Genomic DNA, 24,043 nt, shown 5'->3' on the forward strand with positions numbered 1-24,043 from the left:
TCTAGCTAGAATCGTGTACATGACGACTCTTCCGGTGGCAGATGCACGGGCGCAGCTCTCTCGTCTCGTCGACGAGGCCGAGCGCACCCATGAGCGATTCGAGATCACTCGCAACGGGCACCGCGCCGCCGTGCTCCTCGGCGCCGACGACTACGACGCCCTGCGTGAGACCATCGCCGTCCTCGCCGACGAGTCGTTGCTCGCCGACCACATCACCGGCATGGCCGAGGTCCAGGCCGACGACGTCCTCGACGCCGATTCGCTCGCCGAGTTCCTCGCTGCCGCGAAGACCGACGACGAGTGAGCGCGCCCGACCAGCCGTACACCCTCACCATCGCCAGGTCGGCGGCCCGCGCACTGAAACAGAACTTGCCAGAGAAGGTTGCGGCCGCGGTCTACGAGTTCATCACCGGAGTGCTGCTCGAAAACCCACACCGTGTCGGCAAGAAGCTCTCTCCACCGCTCGCGCCGGCCTACTCCGCGCGGCGCGGTACATACCGGGTCCTGTACCTCATCGACGAGGACACGCGCCGAGTGCAGGTCACCGCCATCTCTCACCGCGCCGACGCCTACCGCACCTAGACCCATGCCAGGACTCCGAGCTAGACCGAAAGAGAGGATTTCCGAATTTTCGGGGACCTTACCGGACACACTCGGACCGCCCAGGATCACTGAAATGGACGTGACCCATGCCCTCCCTACACACGTGCATCGGCCGACTCTCGCAGTAAACTCGAACGTTTCGCCTCGGCCGCCGAGCACCCGCGGCGACGCAGCGAAACCAGCCGCTGGCCAGGACGCTGACCTACGACGAGCAAGTGGAGTTGCTTGACGCCTACCGTGCACTCCACGACGCCGAGAATCGGACCGGCGCCACCCCGGGATGCGCCCGAGGCGCCGACATGAGCGACGCCGCGACCGTCCGCGCCTTGGCGAAGATGCTCGACGACCCAGGGGCCGGCGGCGGCACCGACAACTGAAATCCGAAGCGGTATATCGGCTCTCAACTGGCTCGAGGCGCAGCGTTTCGATCTGGGACTTCGCCACGGGCCAGGCGGTGCGAGCGGCGGTGAAGATCGTCTCGAACTCAGGCAGCGCAAACATCGCCGGTGCGACCGTGGCGATCGACAATGGCGTTAGCAGCACTAACTTCTCGAACGGAGGTCCGGCAGTCGCCTACGTGCGGGTGCGGCCGTCATGTTCGTGGCAGGTTGCGGTCGTGTATGAGTAGTGGGGGACAGGGCAGAGGTCGGTTACCGTAGGCACTGCGTGATTTCCTCATTCAGGCTGTCAATGCCCGTTGTTCCGGATCTTCTACTTTCGGAGCGGGAAGTCAGCGGCGACTCTTTTCCGGTTTTTCTCACACGCCGCTTGCCGCTCACCGGCACCAACTGCGAAGAGTTGATCCGCCGGGTCCCGGGTTTGGTGGCTGGGTCCGCGGCGTCACACCAAATGCGTTCGGCCCGAAGCCTGACGTGGCTTCGGGCCGAACACAGAGAATTGTGGAACGCGGGGTCAGTTGGTGGTGAAGAAGCTGGGGCTACCCGTGAACCCTGCAGATACCGACCACAGCCCGTCGGCTCCGGCCGGAACAGCAACGCAGGTGTTCCCCTCCGCGATGCCTCCGGGGTAGACCTCGTCCACGTCACTGAGATCATCGGGGATGACGCCGCATCTGTCGCCGTACGCCTTGTTGTCCGAGCCGACGAACTTGATCCTCAGGTCGATCCAGGCGGTCCCGGTGTCATCACCGGTGTAGGTCGCTGTGACCGGCACGATCCAGAATTCCATTCCGGGCTTCGGAGAATCGTTGAACTGGTTTTCGGCGCTGACCTCACTGCCGGCCTCGCGTGGAGTGCCGAGGACGATGTCCCAATCGTCGTTGGCGACCTTCGCGCCGATGGGAAGGGGGTTGTCCCGGCTGCCAGCGGTGCCTTCGCTATTGCCGCTCGCCGCGGACCCACTGGTGGAATTGGGTTCGGCTGCCGATAGGTCTGATTCGCTGAATGCTTCGTCGACAGCATCTGTGACCACGGTGAAGAAGACGATGAAACCGACAAGGGTGCCAACGATCGCGACGATGATCGCAGCGATGCTTGTGCCTTTGGCTTTGCCGGATTGGCATAGTCCGACGATGCCGAGGATGAAGGCGATGGGGAGCAGGATCCATCCGACGAGGAGGGCGCCGGGAATGCATGCGAAGACGAAGCCGAGCGCTGCGGTGATGACGGCGATCAAGCCGATGGTGTTCTTCTGTTTCACCGGCTGCTCGGGTGTCGGGGGGTAAGGGGCATAACCGGGGGGCGGGCCCATGGGGGGTCCGGGCGGCGGCATGGTCATAGTCAGGTCCTTCATCAGAGTCATGTGCCTGTCGGGTGGTAAATCCATCCGCGGACAGAGGGTTGTTGCTTGGCTAATTCGAGTGTGTGGTGCATCCGCCTTGCGGTTGTCCCATTTCCGAAATGGACCCATTTTTGAGGTGGATGCTCGAAGTGCTTTCTCAGATATAAGCAGACACCAGTGACAAATACGAAAACACCCCCTGGTCGTGAACGACCTCCGCACAGCGGCGAATCCTCAGTGGGGCACTGTCACATTGTTGGAAATGGCGGATCTGGATGATCTGCGGGTCTCGTCCATATACACACGGGGTTTCCGGTTTCCGCGGGAGATCAGCGCTCACGGCGTATGGCTCTTGGCTTTTTTGAGTACGGCTATCGAATCAAGCTGTCGTGAACAGTCGAGTGGTCGACACCGTTTTCGACGTTGCGGTTGCGTTTCTGCCCGTTGAGTGCGGCGGTGTCAGTGCTGATCGGTACGGTATTGCGAAGTTAGCTGCAGAGCACCTGTTCCAGATTCTTTGGAGGTGCTCATCGTTATCGAATTTTTGTAGCGAATAGCAGTAATTGTGGTGGCGATGTCAGGGTTCGACCTTCGAGAGGGACATGGTTGTGAAGATTGTTTTTCTGCACGGAATCGGTGACGGCGATCCGAAATCGAGTTGGCTTGACGGTCTCGATCGGGGCCTGGCACAGGCAGGTTTCGGCGCGGTCAATCGGGATATGGTCATCGCTCCTCGATACAGCGCCTTCCTCGCGACGGTCGGTAGTGGTGAGAAGTTGCCGCCCGTGACGTACAAACCGCGCGACGACTCGGCCAGTCGCCGCAGTTTCGAGCGGCGCCAGGCGAAAGTTCAGCGGATGCTAGGTCTCGAGGGCGGAGTTAGGACCTTCGGTTTCCACCGAGTGCCCGGGCAGGTCCTCGCTCCGTTGCAGCAGGTTGCGATCGGATCGCTACCGCTTTTCGATCTGCAGCAAGTGCGCAAATACGTGCGGGAGGAACCTGTCCGGGGAGCGATCCTGCGGCACATCCTCGATCATCTGCCCACGTCCGGCGAGATCATTCTCATCGGTCATAGTCTGGGCAGTGTCATCGCGATCGACCTTCTCGACCACCTTCCCGAAAACCTTCATGTGCGCCGTTTCATCACTATCGGAAGTCCGGCGAACGTGCAGGCCGTGCACGATGGCAGCGAGCGACTACTGAAAAAGTTTCCGTACGGCCGGGTTGATGACTGGTCGAACTTCCTCGACGTCGGTGACGTTGTTACCGGAGGCAGGGGGCTGGCGACTACCTTCCCCGGCGCCCAGGATTTCGTCATCGACAACGGCGCATCCCATGCGTCCGGTGCGTATCTCGGGCATCGCGCCCTCGCCATGCTGGTGGCAGACATCCTGTACCCCTCGAAGGAAGTAGCAATCCGCACATCGGATATCGCGGTTCGCCTCAATGACAACCAGGCCTCGGTGTTGCTGATGCTGCACTACGCACACGCGGTTCACCGCAACATCAAAGACAAAGAGCTGGCCGAACGCTACCGACATGCACTCGACATCGTCCAGGACAACATAGTCGTTCAAATTGAGCAGGCTGCGTCAGCGGGAGGTCAGCCTGTCGCGACTGAAATGCAGCAACTGGCCAACGGGCAACTACCGATGCTCCCGCACAGGTGGGAAGTGCACGAAGTGGTCGGCGAGTTGGTAGTACTCGCACTGACGAACATCATCGATCCGTACGAGCTCGAGGTTGGCAATGCTCCCAGCGGGGCTCTTACCGATGTTGCCGTCGAACTCGGGTTCAGTCGCCAGCTCGGAAAGATTGTCGGCGTTGCTCTCGAAGACGTCCAGAAATGCTTGGACAGTCGCGGCGGCGTCCCCTGGGGCCGGGTAATCACAGCCGCAGTCGGCCTCGCATTGGTCGCCGCCGGACCTGTTGGACTCGTAATGGCGGCGCCGGCAACAGCATTCGGAGCTGCGGCTCTCACCGGCGGTCTTGCAGCATTCGGGCCTGGCGGGATGGTTGGTGGTCTTGCCATGCTTGGCGGCTTGGCTTCGACCGGTGCCGCGGTCGCCGCTACAGCGGCCGTAGGCGGCGGCGCCACGGAACAGCCAATCACGGATTCCACCACGTTGATCCTGCGAGTATCGACCGAACATGCACACAAGATGCTCGGCCTCCCCTATGACGAATCACTGTGGTACCAGTTGGCGGATGTCGAGACGAAACTCTCTGCCCGGATCAACCGCCTGACGGCGTTCAGTGATCCGAAGTCGGGGCAGTTGGCTCAACTTCAGGCGGCGAAGTCGACAATCACGAAACTGATGGCATTCATGCTCGATCGAGGATTGGCGCCGCGGGCCGTCGAAGCGGCGACTGCGGAGAAGACCCCCGTAGGCAAGGAGTTGCCCGCGGCCGACAAGGAACTGATCGACTTCTCGGCATTGACGTGAACTGGTTACTGACCAATCGGGCCTCCAACGCGAGCACCACTTCTCCCACTTCTAAATTGCAGGCAGCAACGCAGGCGAGCTGACACTGTCTTCAAGGGTGATCTCGGGCGGTGGTCGTCTCGGGCGGCGCGGAGAAGATTATCCCGGCTTGCTATTTTAAACGGGACGTTTTTTCGGTAACTGCCACTATCCGTGGGTTTTTAGCGGCGGAGTTGATCAAGTTACGGTCTGGACTGCTGGTAACACCTATTTCACCATTTTTGACATTGTTCCCGCGCATGCCAATTGGGTTAGGCGGGAAATAGTCTTTGAATAGAAGGAGCACGACGATGCCTGAACAACCTGATCACATACCTGCGGGGTGGTATCCAGATCCAGCTGGCGGTCAACGGTATTGGGACGGGTCGAAATGGTTGGCCTTGCCGGAACCTGATGCGAACCAGGGGAGTTCTCCACGTAAACGGCCCTCGAAGAAAGTTCTGATTGCCATCGCAGCGGTCGTTCTCCTGGCTGTAGGCGGCGGAACGATCTGGAAAATATCGCACGACGCGAATGTGAGAGCGGAGCAGGATGCTGCAGCTGCAGCGATCCAGCTGGCTGCTGACGAAGAAGCTACGCGGCTTGAAGCCGAGCGGGCGGCGAAGGAAAGCAAGGACGCAGGCGAGCGTGCGCGGCGCACAGTAGCGGTGGAAAATATCGAGAGCAGTGTCAAGACGATGGCCGAAGAGCACGTTACGAAAGGATTTATGGACGGTCCGATTATTTCGGTGTCGTGTTCCCCGGTAGGGGGCGGTTCTACGGATGATCTGACTGAAACCACGACGGTGTTCGACTGCTTTGCGGCCAACGAAGACAACGGTGACGGCACCATGAGTGGGTACAAGTACCACGCGACAATGAACTGGAGTTCGGGAGAGTTCACCTATGGACTCGGTAAACCCTGAATTCTTGCCGCCATACTGCGATCAGCGGGGCGACCTGTTACTTCGGCTTGTCATTTTCGGTGTGAGTGATCGAATCGGGTTTCGGCGCGCTATAGGGCTCAGCCTATTTGCTCCAGAGTCGAATCCGCGACGGGTGTCCGTCGCGGATTCGACTATCACGCAGGTCTTCCCCGTCCTGGGGCCTGTCGTGTGTGTAGTTCGACGAACTGGTCCGCTCTATCGGGTTCGGCGAAATACGTTCTGCCTCTGTTTATCTCGTTCGGCTCGAGTGCTGCCATCACCGTGCCGGCGCGGACCGAGATTTCGAGCCGCGGGCTAACGGCGACGCAGGTAACGGAGTCATATTCCCGGTGCCTGACTTTGCTTTCGCAGTTCAGTTGGTGGCGGCAGGGGGTCTGCTGCACGGATAGGTGACATCTGATCTGTGGTGCCGAGAGGTGCCGCTGGAAGGATGTGCACCATGCCCAAGCCCTATCCCCGAGAGTTCCGTGAGGACGTTGTCCGCGTAGCGCGCAGTCGCGAGCCCGGAACGTTGTTGAAGCAGATCGCTGCTGATTTCGGGATCAGCGAATCCTGCCTGACGGGCTGGCTGAAAGTGGCCGATAGCGAGGACGGAATCAAATCAGGAACTACTGGTGAGGACGTGGTCGAGAACCGGGAATTGCGCAAGCGAATCCGGTTGCTCGAGCAGGAAAACGAAGTTCTGCGACGGGCTGCCGCCTATCTTTCCCAGGCTAATCTGCCGGGAAAAGGCTCTACCCGCTCGTGAAAGAACTCGCCACCGAAAAGATTCCGGTGGCGGTGACGTGCCGGGTACTGAAGATCGCTCGACAGCCGTACTACCGCTGGCTGGCCAATCCTGTGACCAATTCGGAGTTCGTCGAGGCCTACCGAGCCAACGCACTCTTCGACGCCCATCGCGGCGATCCTGAATTCGGCTACCGGCTGCTGACCTACGAAGCCCGCTGCGCAGGCCATACGATGACCGAGCGCACCGCATGGCGGATTTGTTCGAACAACGGTTGGTGGAGTGTGTTCGGCAAGAAACGAGGTACGAGTAGCCGTCCCGGACCTGCCGTCCACGATGACCACGTCAAGCGAAATTTCGCCGCGAAAGGACCGAACAGGTTGTGGCTCAGTGACATTACCGAACATCTCACAGCGGAAGGCAAACTCTACCTGTGCGCGATCAAGGACGTTCACTCGAACCGGATCGTCGGCTACTCCATCGATTCGCGGATGAAATCCCGACTCGCGGTCGCTGCGTTGACCTCGGCCTCGAGCAACCGGATTCGCTTGCGCAATTCCCGGTTCTCGACCACGTCCTCACCAGTAGTTCCTGATTTGATTCCGTCCTCGCTATCGGCCACTTTCAGCCAGCCCGTCAGGCAGGATTCGCTGATCCCGAAATCAGCAGCGATCTGCTTCAACAACGTTCCGGGCTCGCGACTGCGCGCTACGCGGACAACGTCCTCACGGAACTCTCGGGGATAGGGCTTGGGCATGGTGCACATCCTTCCAGCGGCACCTCTCGGCACCACAGATCAGATGTCACCTATCCGTGCAGCAGACCCTTTGGAGTTGCGTGGCGCGAGTCGATCCGTGCGCAATCGGTCTGGTTCGCGGGCACGTTTGTCTTCGATATTGCAGATCGCGAGCCATAGAAGTTTCACTGCTGCTTGATCATTCGGGAAATGACCACGATTTTTGATGATTTTTCGGAGTTGGTAGTTCAGTGATTCGATTGCGTTCGTGGTGTAGACGATCTTGCGAATTGTGGGCGGAAAGGCAAGGAACGGGATGAACTGTTCCCAGTCGCTCTCCCAGGTGTGAACCGCGGTCGGGTACTTGTGGCCCAACTCCGAGTCCTTGAATTGTGTCAGTGAGGCTTCGCGGCGTCGACGGTCGGTGCGGTGTAAATCGACTTCAGCGCCGCAGCCACGGCTTTGCGGTCACCGTACGAGACGAACCGTATCGACGCCCGGATCAGATGCACGGTGCACGTCTGAACGACGGTGTGCGGCCACGCGGCTTCGATGGCGTCCCCGAAGCCGGTCAGGCCGTCGGTGCAGGCGATGAGGATGTCTTTGACGCCGCGGTCGGCCAGTTCAGTGCAGATTTCGGCCCAGAACTTCGCGCCTACGTGTTCTTGGACCCAGATGGGGAGAACGTGTTTGATTCCGTCGACGGCGACGTCCACGCCGACAGCGATGTGAACCGTGCCGGGTTTGATGCCGCATCCGTTTTTGTGAAGGATGCTGCCTAAGCGTTACCCGCTCGAGCAGCGTGAGCGAGCGGTCCGGTTGGTCCTCGACCACCTCGACGAATATCGGTCCGTTTACTCCGCATGTCAGGTGGTAGGCCCGAAACTCAGTATCGGTGCCGAATCGCTGCGGATCTTCGGCCAAGCAGGCCCAGGTTGATGCCAGCCAAGTTTCAGGTGCTACTTCTGCGGAACAGCAACGCATCAAAGATCTCGAGCGTGAGAACCGAGAACTTAAGGAAGCCAACGAAATTGAAGAAGTCGGCATCGATTTTCTTCGCGAGGAACTCGACCCGCGCCGCCGCTGATAGTCCAGTTCGTCGACGACTTGCGTGCACAGAATTCAGGGTCGAGTCGATCTGCCGAGTGCTCACCGCACAAGGAATCCAGGTCGCCCCACGCACGTATCGCAACTGGAAAACCGCAGCACCATCTGCACGGACGATCACCGACGCCCACCTCACCAAGGAACTTGCGGTCCACGATCGGCACTGCGGGAAGGGCTCAACGGGGTGGTCAGGGGCAGGCAGTACTGAACCGCGATTCCGGGTGGCAAGGACAGTCGGCGGGTACCCGACCTGCTCGATCGCGATTTCACCGCCGACGCACCGAACTGCACGTGGGTTACCGACTTCACCTAATGGGGTTGCCGGACTTCGGTCCGTCACCTAAAGCGATCGGCAGGTGTCCACTGAGATTTTACCGATCCGGGTGCAGTCTGAGGAAGTGAGCTGCTGGAAGGTGACCACTCCTGGTGATGACACGGACCCCGCTCGAGGTCTGGCCATAGACGGTGGCCCTGCCAGTCGCCGAGGCACGTGATCAGGACGGAATTATCGTCGCCCGGGCACGAATCGACACCGGCGCAGCCGGATTCGTCGAACTACTGAACGTGATCGCTTCTAACGGTGGCACCGTCACTGAGACACCGGTTGTCATCGAAACGGACAAGAATCTCCTCGTCGTCGCCCTCGCGGACGCCGGATTCACCGTGTACCCCATCAACCCACGGGCAGTCGCCCGCTACCGTGACAGACACAGGCAAGCCGGCGGGAAGTGTTCTTGGAATTCTATCCCGCTGCACTGCAGGCCTTCCCGAACCAGAAACACAAGGCTGCATTGACCGTGCTCAGTGCGGTTCCCGCACCCACCGCTGGGCGCGCGTTGACTCGACGGGGTCTGGTCGCTCTCTTACATCGCTCCGGACGGCGCAACGATTCCTCGCTGGTTGACCAGATACCCACCGACCTACACGCACCGGCGCTGAACCAACCACAACAAGTCGAGGACGCTCTCGGTCACGCCGTCACCGGATTGCTCGGGATCATTGCCGCGATGCACACCGCTGTTGAGAGTCTGGAAAGGAACTTGCCCGGGTATTCGACGCACATCCGCTGGCGCCGATTCTCCGATCGGCTCCCGGCATGGGACCCCTGCTGACAGTGCGGGTGCTGGCCGAAATCGGTGACGATGCAGAGCGATTCACCAGCCCATCCGGCTTACGGGCATTCGCCGGGACCGTGCCGATCACCCGAGCCTCCGGTCGCTCGCACTACGTCAAGGCGCACAAAGTCCGCAACAAACGCCTCGGCGACGCTTGCCACTGGTGGGCGTTCTCGATGCTCACCAAATCAGCTGGTGCAGAGCGTATTACGACAAGCGGCGAGCTGCCGGCGACCACCACAATGCCGCATTGCGCAATCTCGCCAACAAACTCCTCGGGCGGCTCTGGTGGTGCCTGCAACACAACGAACGATGGGACGACAGCGTTGCCTGGGCGCCGCGACCTACAGTGAAATCGACACTGGTATCGGAGGGTGCTTGACACCTCACTGGCGTGGGATGTCTACGTTTCGACATGGTCGGGTTGGGTGTACGTCGCGTTCGTCATCGACGCATATTCACGCCGAATCCTCGGGTGGCGAACCGCGACGACGATGACGACACCGTTGGTGCTCGATGCGATCGAGCACGCAATCTGGACCCGACGCAGAGAAGGGATTGCGGATTTGTCGGGGCTCATTCACCACAACGACCGCGGATCGCAATATTCCCCCGCAAGCGGGGGTGCCCCCGCCAATTGCGTTCACAGACAGGCTCATTGAGGTCGGTATCGAGGCCTCGATCGGGGCTACCGGGTCGAGTTACGACAATGCGCTCGCCGAAACTATCAACGGGCTCTACAAGACCGAGTTGATCAAACCCCGCGGGCCGTGGCGAACGGTCGAACATGTGGAAATCGCCACGTGGGAGTGGGTGGACTGGTTCAACCACCGACGGCTCTACGAGCACTGCGGCGATGTGCCTCCGGCCGAACCCGAGGCGACCTCGGCGACCGTGCGTCCTGACTTCAACAAATCGAGGACTTTCCGGCGAAACTCGGGCGGATAACGTCGGGGCATCGTGAACCTTTCTCGGGTGCATCAATGCCTGAAGTAAAACAAACGAACTCCGGAAAACTCGGGGTACATCAAAGTCTCCGGACTCGCCGGTGCGATTCACCTCGTCGAGCGGCCGGGCAGCCCAGTCCTGCATCTCGTCGATCACCTTGTCGGTGAACCGCGAGATGGTTTCCTTCGAGACCGAGGTGCCTGGGGGACCCTCCCGCTTGCGGGGAAGATTTCGGCGAAGTGAGCACTGATTTCACCGGTGGTTAATCCTTTGGCGTACAACGACAACACGATCTCGTCGACCCCGTTGAGTCGTCGTTGGCCTTTCACGGGCGATCTACGGCTCGAACATCCTTTCCCGATCTCTCGGGACTTCAATCGGGACATGCCCGGCCGCCTGAAGTCAAACACCGTTTTCGGCCGGGTTCCGTTGCGAATATTCGTGGATTCCCGTTCCGGTGGGGCTTGGTTCTTGTCGTGCGGTGCGTGATGCCCTTCGGTGGAGCTGTGTGCTCAACCCTAGCCCGGCGTGCACAGAAAGTACCGGCCGCAATTCAGCCTCGCCACTTATATACCAGTAGCCACGAAATATCCCTGACCTCGCATTTAGATTGGGGCATCTGGCATCTCGGGGCGGTAAGAAGATGGGTGCAATGATAGGTAATCGGCCCATGTGTAATCGCACTTTTGCTGGAAGGTTCAGGGCGTACCTACACGCAGTGATCGAAAGTGACGGTCATGATGACTCTCAAAACTCAGTTGGACACTTGCCAGTTTCTGCTTAACCGCGCCCGGCTCGCAGAGGACGACGCCGCTATCCAGCGACTTTCGGAGCGTCGAGACACGTTGGTTAGGCAATTAGCCAGCGTGAGAGGGCACCTGCACCTGGTGCAGCAGATGAGCTGACATGGTTGCGGTCCGGCTGCGTCGTGGTTTTCCATGTCAAACAATCACGAACCCCGAGCCCGCATACGAGTTGAGCACACACGCGGCGACCCACGCCCGGCTGACTCCGCATGTCTGGCCTTGCACCTCCACCGTAGGCCTGTGCTTACCGTCGTGTCAGATTTCGGAACAAGACGATCCGTACAAATGGCAGCTGACTCGTATCGTGAGCGACCCAGAATTGCTTGCGCGGATTGCCCAGTGGTGCTTCAAAAGTCTCTCGGTGAAATACAATTGGTCCTCCGTCCAAGTGGACGAAATGCTCTCGAAGGTCAAGACTTACATGTCTTGAGTCTGGCCATCTAGTTCCGAATTACTCACCGGAAACCGAACCGACGAGACAAACGGATTTGTGGAATGAACCTTTGGGTCGACGACACGCGAACCCCGCCGGATGGATGGGTGTGGGCACATACAAGTTCCGGAGCTATCGACGCACTGTGTTTCGGCATGGTGGAACGGCTTTCTCTTGGTTACGACCTAGGCGGTAGGGACACCACACGCGTGGTCATTCGCTGGATGCGGGAAAACAGTGTGTGGCCGCAGGAGATTCACGTGCATTGCATCAACCCTGTAGGTGTCGAATGGTTTACCAAAATGATCGACCGGTACCACAAGTAATCCGCGCAGAATTGCTCGAGGTCCCGCCCCCGACGAATCGGGGACGGGACACCAGCCGGCACGTCAACATCCCGAAGGCGTCAACAGCCGTTGCTGGACGAATAGGCAAAGCAGCCTTCAGTCACACGGTTCCGCCTAGGCTCTCCACACGGATGACGGCCTCTCGTGTCGAGACCCCGCCGGGAATTGCTAACGACGTTATCGCGACAACAGTTATGTAGCCAATGGGATCGAATCCGAAACCCGCCCACCCTTGCGCAAAAGCGCCCAATCTTATGGCGAAGTTGGCCGCTTGCGGGCGGGTCAGAAAAGTTAGGCAGACCCCGCCAGCTGGGATGGGAGTCGCACCCGGCGGGGTCTGGACCCCTCCATCGGAACTGTGTGCTCAATTCGCTAAGGGGCCCATAGACGGTACCGGCAGCAACACGGCCTCGCCATTTACGTACCAGTAGTCACGAAACCCCCGCCCTCGCGATGAGGTTGGGGGTTTCGTTGTCATCCGCGCTGAGCACACAACACGACGACCCACTATCCGCGCCGCGATTCACTCCCCTCATAGTGAATCTCCGCAACTCGATGGTAGGTCCGCGGCCGTGGTCATGCCAGGTTTTCCGCAGAATAACGCCAAAGAACGACAGTCCCAATCTGACAGCGGTAGCGGGGAAGAGCTCACCGCCGCGGGAGGTGGACGTGTCGCGCCGGTGAGCCGTAACCACCGAGTCGGGCGATGCGCAGTTCGAGAAGGCCCACCCCCGGCGAGTGAGAGCCGGTAGGCAGGCCGTCTGTAGCGAAACTTCGCGCTCCGGGACCGCCACGACAGTTATGTAACCGATGGGATCGAATCCGAAACCCGCCCAGGATGCTCCTGGTTGGGCCGAACGACCTCCGTTCGGGTGGACGAACTGCTTTCGGAGGTCGAGTCTTACATGACTTGAGTCTGGCGATTCACGCCAGATTTGCTCATAGGCAAGTTGGGGGAGTCAAAAGGATTGCGGAATGAACCTTTGGGTCGACGGCTTACGTACGCCGCCAGATGGATGGGTGTGGGCAAAGACGAGCGCTGGGGCCCTTTGGTACGGGTTCGCGGCGATCGCTACGGTGAGCGCATAACGAACCGAATCGACATGACGATCAACATGATCGGCGCATCGTGAGTCCGCAAAGCGCGGCGTCATCCCGGAGGTCGAACATGCTCTCGGGCGGGTGGTGGATCTTGGTGGAGCTTGTTGCTCGCTGGCGGGTGGGGTGAGGTTCGCTGTTTTGGGTTTTGACCTGCGGGAGATGACACGTTCCGGGGTGGTGTGTTCGTCGAGTTGGGTGTTGGCGGGGTTTTGGGGCCCGGTGTTTGGTGCTCGGGGGTGGGGGCGCTTCCTTTTGGGCATTTTGAATGTTGTTGTGTGGCATCAACTTTGGGTTTTCTTTGGCGCTCTTTAGTTTTGGCTGTTTTGCGCGGCCAATTCTTCATCGAACCGAGTCCGACGCGCGCTCTCGATCATGTCGTCGGTATCTTTGGCGCGCCCTATTCGCCGCTCACCATCGGAGGTTCTCGATGCTGAGCGTGGGCAGTGCGGTGCGGTGTTCGAGATGCGACAGTAACCAGGCGGAGTTGCACGTCCCTGCCTGTTCATGCGCGCCTATTACGGGTACTCCGGGGCCGAGGCTCAACAAGCCCGCCCAAGCCTTGATCATTCTCCCGACTTTCAGTGGGCTTGTTGGGTTCCAACCCGCTGTCAGAAACGCTGTCAGAAACGCTGTCAGGAAAGGAGAAAGAGCATGTCTGTCGTAATTCGTCACCACGCACCCGGTATGACTGCCGATCAGTATTCGGCGATCGCGGAGGTCACTCTGGACGAGCTCGAGTCGGCGAAGGGGTTCGTCGCTCACTACGCATTTCTCGAGGGCGACGGTCTCACGGTCTCCGAGATCTGGGACACCCAGGCCGATCACGATGCCTTCTTCGACGAGCACATCAAGCCGAAGCTCCCCCAGGAGATACCTACACCGGCTGTGTTCGAGGTCCTCAATTCCATCACCGCTAGGACCATCGAGCTGTAGGCATTGCCCGCTATGGGAGGCACTGCCGGGAAGTCGGCCGCGAAACCGACGCCGACCGCACCCGCACAATCGACGCCGTCGGAGGTGCCGCCCGCAAAAGGAGGTGCCACCGGCAGTGCCGACGGCACTTCCGCATAGCGGTGCACCCCGATCACCGCGCCGGGCGCCCGCAGGGCCGGAAGGGAATCACGAGCAGGACCCGGAACCGGGTGGACGGCATCCGAGGAGCTGACCGGTTGGACCGTTTCTTCGCTCGTCGCACGAACCTGTTCCGCAAGCTCAAAGCGAGAGTCGCGAAGGTGGGGAGATCGGCAAGAAATTGCTCCTCGACAGGCTCGTCGTCTGCTACCTGCGAAACGTCGACCTGCCTGAATGCGGTCGTGCGGCGGCGTCGTCGAGAGTCCCCGATTCGCTGTCAGGACAAGAATGAGGTCGTCGACGGCGAAGTCATCTCGCAGTTCCCCTTGCGCTTTCGCTCGACGGGCGAGGTCGGTGAAAGCTCGAAGCGTTTCGGTTCGATGAGACAGAAGATCGACCGTACCAGGGTATTCGGAGATGAAGGCCTCGGTGAAACCCCGGTTCTGCGCGTTGAGTTCACTGAGTTGCTCGATCACATAGCAGAATCCGCGCCACGCGTCGGAGTGATCGAATCCGGTACGGACGATGTCGCGGCAGGTGTGAAACTCGCCCATGAACGCTTCGAGAATCAGATCCTTCTTGGTGGGAAGCGTCGGTACAAGGTGGCGGGGCCGACCTCTGCCCGACGAGCGACTTCGCGCATGGAGATGCCGAGGCCATCCGAAGCGAACACCTCACGCGCCACCTCCACAATGCGGTCGCGGTTCTCCTTGGCGTCGGCGCGCAGGATCTGAGTCAAACCGTCGGTCATGCTTCTCACTTTACGTAAACGGACGGGTGCGTCCACTACCGTCGGATTCATGAAAGCGATCTCGATCCAGACATTCGGCAATGCTGACGGCATGCAGGTCATCGACGTGGCTGAGCCGGCAGTGCGGGCCGGGCAGGTCCTCATCAGAACCGAGGCAATAGGAGTGGGCGGTGTCGATGCTGTCATTCGTCGAGGAACGCTGAACAGCTACGGTTTCGAAAAGGGATTCATCCCGGGCAGTGAGGTCGCTGGAGTCGTTACGCAGGTCGGTGCCGGCGTCGAGGAGAGTTGGATCGGCCGCCGCGTCTGGGCATTCACCGGACCGGGCGGCGGCTACGTCGAGCTAGCGCTGGCACAGGTCGAGAATGTCGTTGCCCTTCCCGGCGGACTCTCCAGCGTCGATGCTGTGACTCTCGGAAGCGCCGCTCCCGTAGCGCATTTTGCACTTGAACAGGCCAGGTTCGCGGCAGGGGAGTCGGTCCTCGTGCGCGGCGCGGCGGGAAGTATCGGTATTGCTGCGGTGGAGCTCGCGTCCCAGAAGGGCTCGGTCACGGTTACGGCATCGTCCCCGGCCCGCAGCGAGCGGCTTCGCGATCTCGGCGCAACTCATGTGCTCGACCGCGGCGGGAATGGTGTCGGGCCTGAGGCTTTCGATGTGATCATCGATATCGTCGCTGGTGAGGCATTGCCTACGTTCATCGAGCGGTTGGCACCGAACGGCCGACTCGTTCTTGTCGGAATTGTCGGTGGACCACCTCCTCAGGATTTCGGAACGACGTTGATGACGTCGTTCCAAAGATCCGTCTCTGTAGGTACATTCAGCCTCGACACTGTACCTACAGCCGCGCGCGACCGGGTGCGCGCCGCGTACTTCGATGCTGCCGCTCGCGGTGAACTTCACGCGGTCGTCGATGATGTCCTTCCCCTCGAGCGGGCCGCTGAGGCGCACCAACGGATGGACGACGGGCAGGTGTTCGGTCGAATCGTACTGACTCCCTGAATGCGTGGGCAAACTGATGCGCTGAGTTGTCCGCGGCGGAGTCGGCTGGCTCAGGTTCGTTGAGGTGCCGGCTGTTGCCGGATTCGAATTCACGGACGAGACCTTTCACCGTGACGGTCGAGACTCCGGAGGGTTTCGATCAGGCTGGGCGCCGCGCAGTCCGGAAGTGCGTTGCCCGTGCGGGTGAATGGAACGCTGAGAACCCTGATGCGAGCGTTCCACGTCTCTGGAGGCCAAGGACGCGTATCGCGTTGTTGTGGTTCGTGTGAGCATGGATCTACTCGACGGGTGTCGAAACTCCGTCCTTATCGAGATGTTCGACAGGCTGTGGATGGCCAGCGAACTTTCGCGGCGGTGGTCGGTCGGTGCCCGCCGGGACGCGAAATCGAGAAGGAACACAAGAATGTCGAAGTAGCCGCACTCAGTCGCGACGCTACTAGGAGGCTCGAATTCTGCTGCGCCACTTAGATTCTACTGCTGCTGCGCTTCGTCGATGGCCGATGAATCGTTGAGTTCGGCCGCCAATAGTTGTAGCAGGCCTGGGAAGCGCTGAGTGATGTCCGACCTGCGGAGGCTGATTCCCTTGCGGTTTCCGTAGTCGACGTAGTGGATCAAGCCTGCGTCGCGCAGAGTTTTGAAGTGGTGCGTCTGGGTCTGTTTGGACACGGCTAGCTCGAACGAGTTACACGTGCGCTCGGGGTCGGTTCCGTCTGCTGCCAGCTCGATGATTACTGCACGGCGATGTTCATCGGCGAGGGCGCGGAGAATTGTGCCCAGGTCGAGATCTTCGATTCTCGGGTTTGCGTCACCCGTCATATGACCACCTCCAACATGTACGACTTGTATCGTACCTTGTGTGCATGTTCTCCTAGGTACGAAATTATTCGTACCTAGGAGGTTTTCGTGCCGTCCACAGTCGCAGCTGAGTCAAGTCGATTGTCTCCACCGCGCTTTCTGACCCCGGTAGTAATGCTCGGCGTGTTCGTCATGCCCATCAGCATCGCCGGGGCAGCGGTAGCTCTACCTGCGATCTCGGAAGATTTGGGAACGAACTCAGCGGCCCTGCAAGGAGTGGTCAACGGGTTCAACATCGCGCTGACAGTGGCCACCCTGGTGTGGGGACAACTTGCGGCACGATTCGGTAGTCGCCGAACATTTATCGTCGGACTGGCGATCGTCGCCGCGGCCTCGGTGCTGAGTGCATTCTCCGTAAGCCTGATCATGGTCGATACTGCCAGAGTGGTGGCCGGGATCGGAGCCGGGGCCATTGTGACAGGCGGCACGACAATGTTGTCGCAAACGTATTCCGGCGCACGACGGGCCCGGGTATTCGCTCTACTCGGCACAGTCGTGGGTGTGGGGTTGGCGGCGGGGCCGACCTTCAGTGGGCTGCTCACTGCCATCCTGGGTTGGCGTGGAATATTTGGGGTGACGGCAGCAATTGCTGTCCTCGCCCTTGTCGCGTCCGCATTCACCACACTGCCCGGGTCCTTGCCACGATCCGATACCTCACGTGGCAAAATTCTCGATCTCGCGCCTTTGAAGTATCCGCGATTTCTCGCCCTTGTGCTCGTGCCGGTGGCAGGGTCGGTCGCATTCGTATCGGTGCTCACCTACCTTCCCGTCGCCTTGAGCGCCGTGCACGGAATCGGTTCGGCCGGTGCCGGTGTGGTCATGTTGCCGCTCACGCTCCCGGTCCTGATCGGTCCTATGCTGGCGGGTTTCCTCGTCGCCAGGACACGTCGGGTGACATCCGCCGAGATCATCACGGCTTCTCTGGTCATGTTGGTTCTCGGTGGTGTGTTGTTCTTCCTGCTGTCGCCCGATCAGCCGGTAGCTCTGCTTACGATTCCGATGCTGCTGCTCGGATTCGGGTGGGGGTTGCCGCTCGGATTGGTCGACGGCGAGGCGCTCGCATCTGTCCCGCCGGAGAACGCCGCAGCCGCAGCGGGAGTCCTCAACTTTCTCAGGCTGGGCAGTGAAGCGGTGGCTGTCGCGGCATTCGGCGCGGCGATGAGCGCAGTGCTGGTCATGAAGCTCGGTGACAGTGGTGTGGCCGGGTCGGTGGCTGCTGGTGCAGCTGGTCACGCAGATGCCTACGCGAGCGCATTTCACGTGGTGATCCTGGTGGCCTCGATCCTGACGCTTTTGATCGGATTTGTCGTGATCACGATGCGCCGCAGAACCAAGCAGTTGCCGGCGAGTGCATCAGCGGGTGTCGTTGTCGCAGAAGATCGTGTTGTCGTCACCGAGCGGGGGTCGGGAAAATGACCAAGAACCTGGGTTTTTTGTCGTTCGGTCATTACCAGAATGTGCCTGGATCACGGGCTCGAACAGCACGCGAGGCGTTGACGCAAGCCATCGATATCGCTGTCGGCGCAGAAGAACTCGGCTTCGATGGTGCCTGGATTCGTGTACACCACTATCAACGGCAATTCGCCGCACCGTGGTCGTTGCTGTCCGCGATGGGAGCGCGAACGATGCGAATCGAACTCGGCACAGCTGTCGTGGACATGCGATATGAGAATCCATTGATCATGGCGGAGCTCGCCGGAGCGGCAGATCTCATCAGCGGTGGCCGACTGCAACTCGGGCTCAGCAGGGGGTCGCAGGAGCCGGCGTTGCGCGGATACGAGGCATTCGGTTTTCGCCCGTCCGACAATGAATCGGTGAGTGATATGGCGCAACAAAACACTTTTCGGTTCCGCGAGGCGATTGCGGGTGTACCGATGGCGAGGAGCGACCCGGAACAAACGGGAAGCAGTGCCCTTCTTCCGATCGAGCCGAGATCGGAGACTCTGCCACAACGAATCTGGTGGGGATCGGCGACGAGACAGAGCGCGCAGTGGGCAGGAATGCACGGGATGAACCTGCTGAGCAGCACGCTGTTGTCGGAGGACAGTGGGGAACCGTTCGCACAACTACAAGCCGAACAGATTCATACGTTTCGCGAAGCGTGGAAGCACGCCGGGCACGCGGGCACGCCGCGTGTTGCCGTCACCCGAAGTGTTCTACCCATCGTCTCTATGCGTGACCGGGATCTGTTCGGGGCAAACGGTTCGCAGGAACATGTTGGAATTCTCGGTGGTGTGGTGTCCCGCTTCGGGAAGAGCTACGTCGGACGACCGGACGCGATTGCGGCGGAGTTGACTGAGGATGATGCAGTCAGGGCAGCGGACACCTTGCTGGTCACGATTCCGAACCTGCTCGGGACGGCCGAAAACCTACGTCTGATGGACAACATCGCTACATACGTCGTGCCCGCGCTCTCCTGATATGGAGGCCGACAGGACTGAACACAGCGGATCAGTCGGATGCTGTGCATGGAGATGTCTTCGCGGAAACCGTCCGAAGCGATCTCGATGTAGTTCCCGGGCGGGCTTGGGAACGGTGTGGCGGCATAAATGAGCAACGGACGATTGGGCTTGTCTAAGGCCCGGTCCAACTCAGAACGAAGGAACATATCCGAGGTGTGGTTATTCCTCACCCGCCGGGTGATCGTCGCGGCGTTTGCGAACCACAATCTTCTGGCAGATTTGATCCGGCGTCGCGACTGGCCGAGCGACACGGACTCGGAACACTGCCGACGAAGGCCTGGCGACAGACGGACAGGGCCGCGCATGGCCAACAGGGTGTGCGTGCTGGCGCAGGCATGGTCGCCGGATTCCGACAGGAGCCGAGCTGGCGCTGTCCTGTCACGCCCATGTCATCCGTGTTCGACGGCCCGTATGCCCGACGCGCCTTGATGCGGTTCTCGACGAGAGCGCCGCAGCGAGTGAATCGGATTCCCCGCCGTCATCCCGGATCGATGTCTTTGCCCGCTCTCGCGGCGCTAACAGCGTGAGCAATACTCCAGATTTGTGCCGCAGCTAACGCCTGCGGCACATGCTCCTCCTCGACGGATGGGATTTGAATTGTTCACAGTTTGAATACTATTCACTAAGTCTGTACGGAAGTGTGCAATATCAGACAAACGGGTGACCGCAGAGTTCGGCGGGTCGCTGATGTAGAGATAAGGCCGATCGAGATGGATCTCGCGCTTACCTGGGTTGGCGCCTTCTCTCGCGTCCACCCGGAGAGAGGCCCGAGTGAAACAGGATGTCAACGCGCTACCTAGGAGGAGGAGGCGAGGGTGGAAGTGATTGACGACAAACAGCTGCAGGGCTTGGTCACGCCGGTGAGCATGGGCACGCTGACACCGCCGAACCGGTTCGCAATGGCCCCGATGACTAGGTTTGCGTCCCCCGTCGGGTGGAACCCCGCTGATCGTCACTGAGGGCGTGCGCATCCCGTCTCCGGCGGCTGGGCAGGACAGTGTTCCGCTCATCGATGGGGCCGAGGTGCTGCGGAGCTGGCGCGCGGTGACCGATGCCGTGTATGCAGAGGGCGGCGCTATCGCGGCTCAACTGTGGCTGAGGGCTCGCAGCGCAACGTTCTTGACGGTGGCAGGGAAGGGCAGGAGGCAATCAGCCCGTCGGGTATCGATGTTGCAGGTAACCGAGTCGGGCGGGCGCTTCGTATCGACGAGTTCGGTGCGCTCGCCGACGTGTATGTGAAGGCTGCACGCAACGCGCGTGACGCCAGATTCGACGCCGTTGAAGTGCACGGCGGTCACGGCTATCTGTTCGACCAATTCCTCTGGTGGACATTAATCGACGCACCGACGGCTACGGCGGCACGCTCACTGCACGTACGTACCCCGTTTCCTGCCGAGGCCGTGGCTGCGGCGTGGGAGGCTGTCGGTTCGGGTTTTCCGATCATCTTCCGGTTCTCGCAATGGAAAATCAACCTGGCGTCCTAGTGTCTGCGAATGTTGTTGGGGTCGTTCATGTAACGCTTACGCCTCCGTCGACAACTATCGTCTGTCCGGTGACGTAGCTTCCTGCATCGGATGCGAGCCACACCAGCGTGCTGGCGATTTCCTCGGGTGTACCGTTCCGTCCGAGGATAATTCGTGCGGAAGGGCTTTCAAAGGGGCTGTCAACGTTTCCGGCGCCAGCGTCGATGAATCCTTGCGCAATAGTGTTGACGCGAATGCCTTTTCGACTACCCCATTGCTGGGCGAGGTCTCGTGTGAGTCCTGTCAGCGCAGCGGCACTCGCGCTGTATGCAGTTCGTGGAACGCCCAGCGTTGTCAGTGCTGCGACGCCGGTGATGTTCACTATCGAACTGCCCGCACGCATGACTCGCCCACAGGCTTGCGCAGCCCAGTACGAACTGTGGAGGTTCGAGTCGATGACAGACCGGAATTCTTCGACGGTCAAGCCGTTTGCCGGCCCCGAATCGACCAGCTCGGCATTGTTGACGAGGACATCCACCTTCCCGAATTCGTTGACGGCAGCCTCGACTAGCACGGAACACTGTGATGGGTCTCTGATATCGACTTCGATTGTCACTGCACGCCGGCCGGTCTCTCTGATCAGGCTGGCTGCGTTCGTTAAATGGTCCGCGTGACGAGCGGCCAGAACTACATCCGCGCCCGCTTCGGCCAGCCCCCGTGCGAGGGCCGCGCCCAGCGTTGCCGATCCGTCGGTGACGATTGCGATCCGGCCGTCGAGGCGGAACTTGTCGAGGATGGTCATTCGTTGTGTGCTCCGTTGACTCAGAACCACGCAGGGTTCACATCGAGTGTGGTTCGGTCTCTGCTGGCCAACAAGTCCACTTGCGGTCCGACCTTGGGGAGTTCGTACGTGAAGAAGTAGCGGGCAGCATGACGCTTTCCGTCATAAAAATCTCCGTTTTTGCTTTCGGCCGCGATGACTTGTTCCAACCACATCCAAGCGACGACGGTATGTCCGAAAGCTTCGAGATAGAGCGTCGAGTTGGCCAATGCCAGTGCAGGATCACCTGGTTCCCAGAGCTGGGATGTGACGTCGACAATACGAGTCCAGACGCGTTCGAGTTCGACTGCGTGTAACGCAGCATCTTTGCCACTGGCATGCGCGCGCTCGATCGTCGCCGCGATCTTCGAGTCCAGTAGCTTCAGTCCTGCTCCGTTCTGCATCGTGACTTTGCGTCCGAGTAGGTCCAGCCCCTGGATGCCGTGTGTGCCCTCGTGGATCGGATTCAGTCTGTTGTCCCGGTAGTACTGTTCGACGTCGTAGTCGCGGGTGTAGCCGTACCCGCCGTGAACCTGAATCGCCAGGTTGTTGGCTTCCAGGCACCATTGCGACGGCCAACTTTTCGCGATCGGGGTCAATACGTCGAGCAATAGCGTCGCGTTCGCTGCATCTGCGTCGCTGACGGCACTGTCCTGCTCGTCCACCAGGTGGGAGCAATACAGGCCGAGCGCCATGGCTCCTTCGACGTAGGATTTTTGGGCCAGCAGCATGCGTCGCACATCGGAATGTTCGATCAATGCGACCGGAGGTGACGCCGGATCCTTCGCGCCCAATCGACGCCCCTGTGTGCGAGCCTTGGCATACTCGACTGATTTGAGATAACCGACGTAGCCGAGAGAGGTTGCCACGAATCCGACGCCGATGCGGGCCTCGTTCATCATGTGGAACATGTAGCTCAGCCCGCGGTTTTCCTCCCCCACGAGGAAGCCGATCGCCCCGGCGCTACCCTTCGGCGTATGGATGCCGTCGCCGAAAGCGAGGAGCGTGTTGGTGGTTCCGCGGAAGCCCATCTTGTGGTTCAGGCCAGTGAGGGTGACATCGTTACGCTCGCCGACTTTTCCGTCCGGGCCAGTCAAGAATTTCGGAACGATGAACAATGAAATCCCGTTCACCCCAGACCCGCCACCGGGGATCTTGGCCAGGACGAGGTGGACGATGTTTTCGGTCAGTTCGTGGTCGCCGGCGGAAATCCACATCTTGGTACCGGTAATCCGATACTGGCCGTCGTCCTGTTTCACCGCCCGGGTGGTGATGTCGGCCAGCGACGATCCGGCCTGCGTCTCGGACAAGCACATCGTTCCGAAGTATCTGCCCTCGATCATCGGACGCACGTAGTCGTCGATTTGCTGTTCGGTGCCGTATGTCGAGATCAGGTTGGCGTTCGCGATGGTGAGAAACGGATAAGACGAGGTCGACGCATTGGCGGCCTGGAACCAGGCCATAGCTGCCCGTGACACGGTCGTGGGTAGCTGCATTCCTCCAATGCTCTCGTCAAACTGCCCTGCCAAAAGGCCGGCGGCACAGTAGATGTCGAGGGCGCTCTTGATGTCGCTGATCATCTCGACCGATCCGTCCGGCCGCATTGTCGGTTCGTTCGCGTCGGACTTCTTGTTGTGCGGTGCGAAGTGTTTGTGGGCGATGTCTGCACTGAGGTCCAGGACGGCGTCGAATGTGTCTTTCGAGTGTTCGGCGAACCGTATACGTGAGGTCAGGGAGACAACGTCGAGCCATTCGTACAGCAGAAAGTCCAAGTCGCGGCGTGAGAGAACGTCGGTCACATCGATACACCGCCGTCGACGGGTAGTACGACACCGGTGATGTATCCGGCTTCTTCGGAGGCGAGAAAGCAGATCGCGTCGGCCATTTCGGATGGGTCGGCGAGCCGGGCGATTGGCCCGGTGAGCTCGGCGATCTTTTCCTCGGGGATGGTTGCAGTCATTCGGGTGGCCGCGTTGGGGGAGATGGCGTTGACGGTGACGCCGAAGGTGGCGAGTTCCTTGGCGGCGGTTTTGGTGAACCCGATGATTCCGGCCTTCGCGGTGGCGTAGTTCGCCTGTCCGCGGTTACCGCGCAGCCCGGTGTAGGACGTGATGTTGATGATGCGTCCGAACTGCTGGTTGCGGAAATGTGGTACGGCGGCGCGGGTGAATCGGAATGTGCCGCCTGCGTGGACCTTCAGTACCTGGTCCCAGTCATCGTCGGTCAGTTTCCACAGGACCTTGTCACGCAGGATTCCGGCATTGTTGACGACGATGTCCACCCGTCCGGTCTCGGCGACGACTGTCGACATCACATGTTCGACATCTTCGGTTTTGCCGACATCTGCTGGTATTCCCACCGCGCCGACGTCCGCCGCCGATCGGGTGAGTTCGTCCTTGTCGAAGTCGACCATGAAGACCGTGGCGTGCGCGTTGACGAAGTGGCGTGCGATTGCCTGCCCGATGCCGCGGGCGGCTCCGGTGACGATGACGGATTTCCCGGTGAAATCGTAGGTGATGTTGCTCATGGGTTCTCAGCTTTCGATG

Annotated in this window: 23 protein-coding genes and 3 pseudogenes; 18 read left to right on the forward strand and 8 right to left on the reverse strand. The window is 60.2% G+C overall.

What is annotated here, in order from left to right:
* Positions 1 to 13: 13 nt before the first annotated feature.
* The 3 genes from EEB13_RS30830 to EEB13_RS31750 all read left to right on the forward strand — a co-directional run bounded on the left by EEB13_RS30830 (position 14) and on the right by EEB13_RS31750 (position 980).
* The gene (locus EEB13_RS30830) at positions 14 to 304 is read left to right on the forward strand and encodes a type II toxin-antitoxin system Phd/YefM family antitoxin (RefSeq protein WP_033237165.1); all 291 of its coding nucleotides are present in this window, start codon (positions 14 to 16) and stop codon (positions 302 to 304) included.
* Positions 301 to 582 (forward strand): type II toxin-antitoxin system RelE family toxin, encoded by a 282-nt coding sequence (locus EEB13_RS30835; RefSeq protein ID WP_045063234.1) that lies wholly within the window; start codon positions 301 to 303, stop codon positions 580 to 582. The genes EEB13_RS30830 and EEB13_RS30835 overlap by 4 nt, the downstream gene beginning before the upstream one ends.
* A gap of 236 nt (positions 583 to 818) precedes the next feature.
* On the forward strand, positions 819 to 980 hold the full coding sequence (locus EEB13_RS31750; protein WP_162487694.1) for a hypothetical protein: 162 nt from the start codon (positions 819 to 821) through the stop codon (positions 978 to 980).
* Between the two features lie 535 nt (positions 981 to 1,515).
* On the opposite strand, the gene EEB13_RS30840 is transcribed toward EEB13_RS31750, so the two are convergent.
* Positions 1,516 to 2,340 carry a hypothetical protein gene (locus tag EEB13_RS30840; RefSeq protein WP_141486990.1) on the reverse strand — a complete coding sequence of 275 codons (825 nt, stop codon included), beginning with the start codon at positions 2,338 to 2,340 and terminating at the stop codon, positions 1,516 to 1,518.
* Between the two features lie 611 nt (positions 2,341 to 2,951).
* Between EEB13_RS30840 and EEB13_RS30845 the strand changes: the two genes are divergently transcribed.
* The 4 genes from EEB13_RS30845 to EEB13_RS32565 all read left to right on the forward strand — a co-directional run bounded on the left by EEB13_RS30845 (position 2,952) and on the right by EEB13_RS32565 (position 7,228).
* Positions 2,952 to 4,790 carry an alpha/beta hydrolase gene (locus EEB13_RS30845; RefSeq protein ID WP_187328655.1) on the forward strand — a complete coding sequence of 613 codons (1,839 nt, stop codon included), beginning with the start codon at positions 2,952 to 2,954 and terminating at the stop codon, positions 4,788 to 4,790.
* Positions 4,791 to 5,119: 329 nt separating this feature from the next.
* The gene (locus EEB13_RS30850; protein WP_045063231.1) at positions 5,120 to 5,734 is read left to right on the forward strand and encodes a DUF2510 domain-containing protein; all 615 of its coding nucleotides are present in this window, start codon (positions 5,120 to 5,122) and stop codon (positions 5,732 to 5,734) included.
* A 460-nt stretch (positions 5,735 to 6,194) separates the two neighbouring features.
* Positions 6,195 to 6,503 (forward strand): transposase, encoded by a 309-nt coding sequence (locus EEB13_RS30855; RefSeq protein WP_141486991.1) that lies wholly within the window; start codon positions 6,195 to 6,197, stop codon positions 6,501 to 6,503.
* A 212-nt stretch (positions 6,504 to 6,715) separates the two neighbouring features.
* Positions 6,716 to 7,228 carry a DDE-type integrase/transposase/recombinase gene (locus tag EEB13_RS32565; RefSeq protein ID WP_410055795.1) on the forward strand — a complete coding sequence of 171 codons (513 nt, stop codon included), beginning with the start codon at positions 6,716 to 6,718 and terminating at the stop codon, positions 7,226 to 7,228.
* A gap of 77 nt (positions 7,229 to 7,305) precedes the next feature.
* Here the strand turns inward: EEB13_RS32565 and EEB13_RS30870 are convergent.
* Positions 7,306 to 7,982, reverse strand: a pseudogene (locus EEB13_RS30870) (IS256 family transposase); the annotation flags it as partial.
* A 131-nt stretch (positions 7,983 to 8,113) separates the two neighbouring features.
* Here EEB13_RS30870 and EEB13_RS30875 point away from each other — a divergent pair.
* The 5 genes and pseudogenes from EEB13_RS30875 to EEB13_RS30885 all read left to right on the forward strand — a co-directional run.
* Complete coding sequence (locus EEB13_RS30875; protein ID WP_141486993.1) at positions 8,114 to 8,305, forward strand: hypothetical protein; 192 nt, start codon at positions 8,114 to 8,116, stop codon at positions 8,303 to 8,305.
* 485 nt (positions 8,306 to 8,790) lie between these two features.
* Positions 8,791 to 9,120, forward strand: coding sequence for an IS110 family transposase (locus EEB13_RS32570; RefSeq protein WP_353805969.1), 330 nt, complete (start codon positions 8,791 to 8,793; stop codon positions 9,118 to 9,120).
* Positions 9,060 to 9,437, forward strand: coding sequence for a hypothetical protein (locus EEB13_RS32265; protein WP_261984692.1), 378 nt, complete (start codon positions 9,060 to 9,062; stop codon positions 9,435 to 9,437). Before EEB13_RS32570 ends, EEB13_RS32265 begins: the two co-directional genes overlap by 61 nt.
* Complete coding sequence (locus EEB13_RS32270) at positions 9,422 to 9,793, forward strand: IS110 family transposase (RefSeq protein ID WP_261984693.1); 372 nt, start codon at positions 9,422 to 9,424, stop codon at positions 9,791 to 9,793. The genes EEB13_RS32265 and EEB13_RS32270 overlap by 16 nt, the downstream gene beginning before the upstream one ends.
* Positions 9,794 to 9,844: 51 nt before the next feature.
* Positions 9,845 to 10,388, forward strand: a pseudogene (locus EEB13_RS30885) (DDE-type integrase/transposase/recombinase); the annotation flags it as partial.
* 108 nt (positions 10,389 to 10,496) lie between these two features.
* On the opposite strand, the pseudogene EEB13_RS32275 reads toward EEB13_RS30885, so the two are convergent.
* Positions 10,497 to 10,876 (reverse strand): annotated as a pseudogene (locus EEB13_RS32275) (transposase); the annotation flags it as partial.
* 813 nt (positions 10,877 to 11,689) lie between these two features.
* Here EEB13_RS32275 and EEB13_RS32365 point away from each other — a divergent pair.
* Entirely contained in the window at positions 11,690 to 11,953 is a 264-nt protein-coding gene (locus EEB13_RS32365; protein WP_141486994.1) for a cyclic-phosphate processing receiver domain-containing protein, read from the forward strand.
* 1,773 nt (positions 11,954 to 13,726) lie between these two features.
* A complete protein-coding gene (locus EEB13_RS30900; RefSeq protein ID WP_261984694.1) occupies positions 13,727 to 14,008 on the forward strand; it encodes a hypothetical protein in 282 nt (93 codons plus the stop codon).
* 706 nt (positions 14,009 to 14,714) lie between these two features.
* On the opposite strand, the gene EEB13_RS31845 is transcribed toward EEB13_RS30900, so the two are convergent.
* Entirely contained in the window at positions 14,715 to 14,897 is a 183-nt protein-coding gene (locus EEB13_RS31845) for a TetR/AcrR family transcriptional regulator (protein ID WP_261984695.1), read from the reverse strand.
* A 49-nt stretch (positions 14,898 to 14,946) separates the two neighbouring features.
* Between EEB13_RS31845 and EEB13_RS30910 the strand changes: the two genes are divergently transcribed.
* Positions 14,947 to 15,897 (forward strand): zinc-binding dehydrogenase, encoded by a 951-nt coding sequence (locus tag EEB13_RS30910; RefSeq protein WP_141486995.1) that lies wholly within the window; start codon positions 14,947 to 14,949, stop codon positions 15,895 to 15,897.
* A gap of 471 nt (positions 15,898 to 16,368) precedes the next feature.
* Here the strand turns inward: EEB13_RS30910 and EEB13_RS30915 are convergent, their stop codons facing one another.
* On the reverse strand, positions 16,369 to 16,713 hold the full coding sequence (locus EEB13_RS30915; protein ID WP_141486996.1) for an ArsR/SmtB family transcription factor: 345 nt from the start codon (positions 16,711 to 16,713) through the stop codon (positions 16,369 to 16,371).
* 87 nt (positions 16,714 to 16,800) lie between these two features.
* Between EEB13_RS30915 and EEB13_RS30920 the strand changes: the two genes are divergently transcribed.
* The 3 genes from EEB13_RS30920 (at position 16,801) to EEB13_RS32285 (ending at position 20,698) form a co-directional block, all read left to right on the forward strand.
* Positions 16,801 to 18,168 (forward strand): MFS transporter, encoded by a 1,368-nt coding sequence (locus tag EEB13_RS30920; protein ID WP_141486997.1) that lies wholly within the window; start codon positions 16,801 to 16,803, stop codon positions 18,166 to 18,168.
* Positions 18,165 to 19,172 (forward strand): LLM class flavin-dependent oxidoreductase, encoded by a 1,008-nt coding sequence (locus tag EEB13_RS30925; RefSeq protein WP_116104480.1) that lies wholly within the window; start codon positions 18,165 to 18,167, stop codon positions 19,170 to 19,172. Before EEB13_RS30920 ends, EEB13_RS30925 begins: the two co-directional genes overlap by 4 nt.
* Positions 19,173 to 20,305: 1,133 nt before the next feature.
* Complete coding sequence (locus EEB13_RS32285) at positions 20,306 to 20,698, forward strand: hypothetical protein (protein WP_261984696.1); 393 nt, start codon at positions 20,306 to 20,308, stop codon at positions 20,696 to 20,698.
* Between the two features lie 25 nt (positions 20,699 to 20,723).
* Here the strand turns inward: EEB13_RS32285 and EEB13_RS30935 are convergent, their stop codons facing one another.
* From EEB13_RS30935 to EEB13_RS30945, 3 genes are read right to left on the reverse strand one after another with little or no spacing between them, the layout of a single operon-like run.
* Positions 20,724 to 21,479 (reverse strand): SDR family NAD(P)-dependent oxidoreductase, encoded by a 756-nt coding sequence (locus EEB13_RS30935; RefSeq protein ID WP_141486998.1) that lies wholly within the window; start codon positions 21,477 to 21,479, stop codon positions 20,724 to 20,726.
* A gap of 20 nt (positions 21,480 to 21,499) precedes the next feature.
* A complete protein-coding gene (locus EEB13_RS30940; RefSeq protein ID WP_116104482.1) occupies positions 21,500 to 23,296 on the reverse strand; it encodes an acyl-CoA dehydrogenase in 1,797 nt (598 codons plus the stop codon).
* Entirely contained in the window at positions 23,293 to 24,024 is a 732-nt protein-coding gene (locus EEB13_RS30945) for an SDR family oxidoreductase (protein WP_116104483.1), read from the reverse strand. Before EEB13_RS30945 ends, EEB13_RS30940 begins: the two co-directional genes overlap by 4 nt.
* Positions 24,025 to 24,043: the final 19 nt, after the last annotated feature.

Origin of the sequence: Rhodococcus sp. WS3 (genome assembly GCF_003797085.1) — a bacterium.
In the GTDB taxonomy this organism is placed as follows: Bacteria; Actinomycetota; Actinomycetes; order Mycobacteriales; family Mycobacteriaceae; genus Rhodococcus_F; species Rhodococcus_F globerula.

Bases quoted from the DNA above. Each gene is read 5' to 3' on its own strand.
- EEB13_RS30840 (WP_141486990.1), bottom strand. From the start codon at position 2,340: ATGACCATGCCGCCGCCCGGACCCCCCATGGGCCCGCCCCCCGGTTAT.
- EEB13_RS30850 (WP_045063231.1), top strand. From the start codon at position 5,120: ATGCCTGAACAACCTGATCACATACCTGCGGGGTGGTATCCAGATCCA.
- EEB13_RS30855 (WP_141486991.1), top strand. From the start codon at position 6,195: ATGCCCAAGCCCTATCCCCGAGAGTTCCGTGAGGACGTTGTCCGCGTA.
- EEB13_RS32565 (WP_410055795.1), top strand. From the start codon at position 6,716: ATGACCGAGCGCACCGCATGGCGGATTTGTTCGAACAACGGTTGGTGG.
- EEB13_RS32270 (WP_261984693.1), top strand. From the start codon at position 9,422: ATGGGACCCCTGCTGACAGTGCGGGTGCTGGCCGAAATCGGTGACGAT.
- EEB13_RS32365 (WP_141486994.1), top strand. From the start codon at position 11,690: ATGAACCTTTGGGTCGACGACACGCGAACCCCGCCGGATGGATGGGTG.
- EEB13_RS30900 (WP_261984694.1), top strand. From the start codon at position 13,727: ATGTCTGTCGTAATTCGTCACCACGCACCCGGTATGACTGCCGATCAG.
- EEB13_RS31845 (WP_261984695.1), bottom strand. From the start codon at position 14,897: ATGACCGACGGTTTGACTCAGATCCTGCGCGCCGACGCCAAGGAGAAC.
- EEB13_RS30910 (WP_141486995.1), top strand. From the start codon at position 14,947: ATGAAAGCGATCTCGATCCAGACATTCGGCAATGCTGACGGCATGCAG.
- EEB13_RS30915 (WP_141486996.1), bottom strand. From the start codon at position 16,713: ATGACGGGTGACGCAAACCCGAGAATCGAAGATCTCGACCTGGGCACA.
- EEB13_RS30925 (WP_116104480.1), top strand. From the start codon at position 18,165: ATGACCAAGAACCTGGGTTTTTTGTCGTTCGGTCATTACCAGAATGTG.
- EEB13_RS30935 (WP_141486998.1), bottom strand. From the start codon at position 21,479: ATGACCATCCTCGACAAGTTCCGCCTCGACGGCCGGATCGCAATCGTC.
- EEB13_RS30945 (WP_116104483.1), bottom strand. From the start codon at position 24,024: ATGAGCAACATCACCTACGATTTCACCGGGAAATCCGTCATCGTCACC.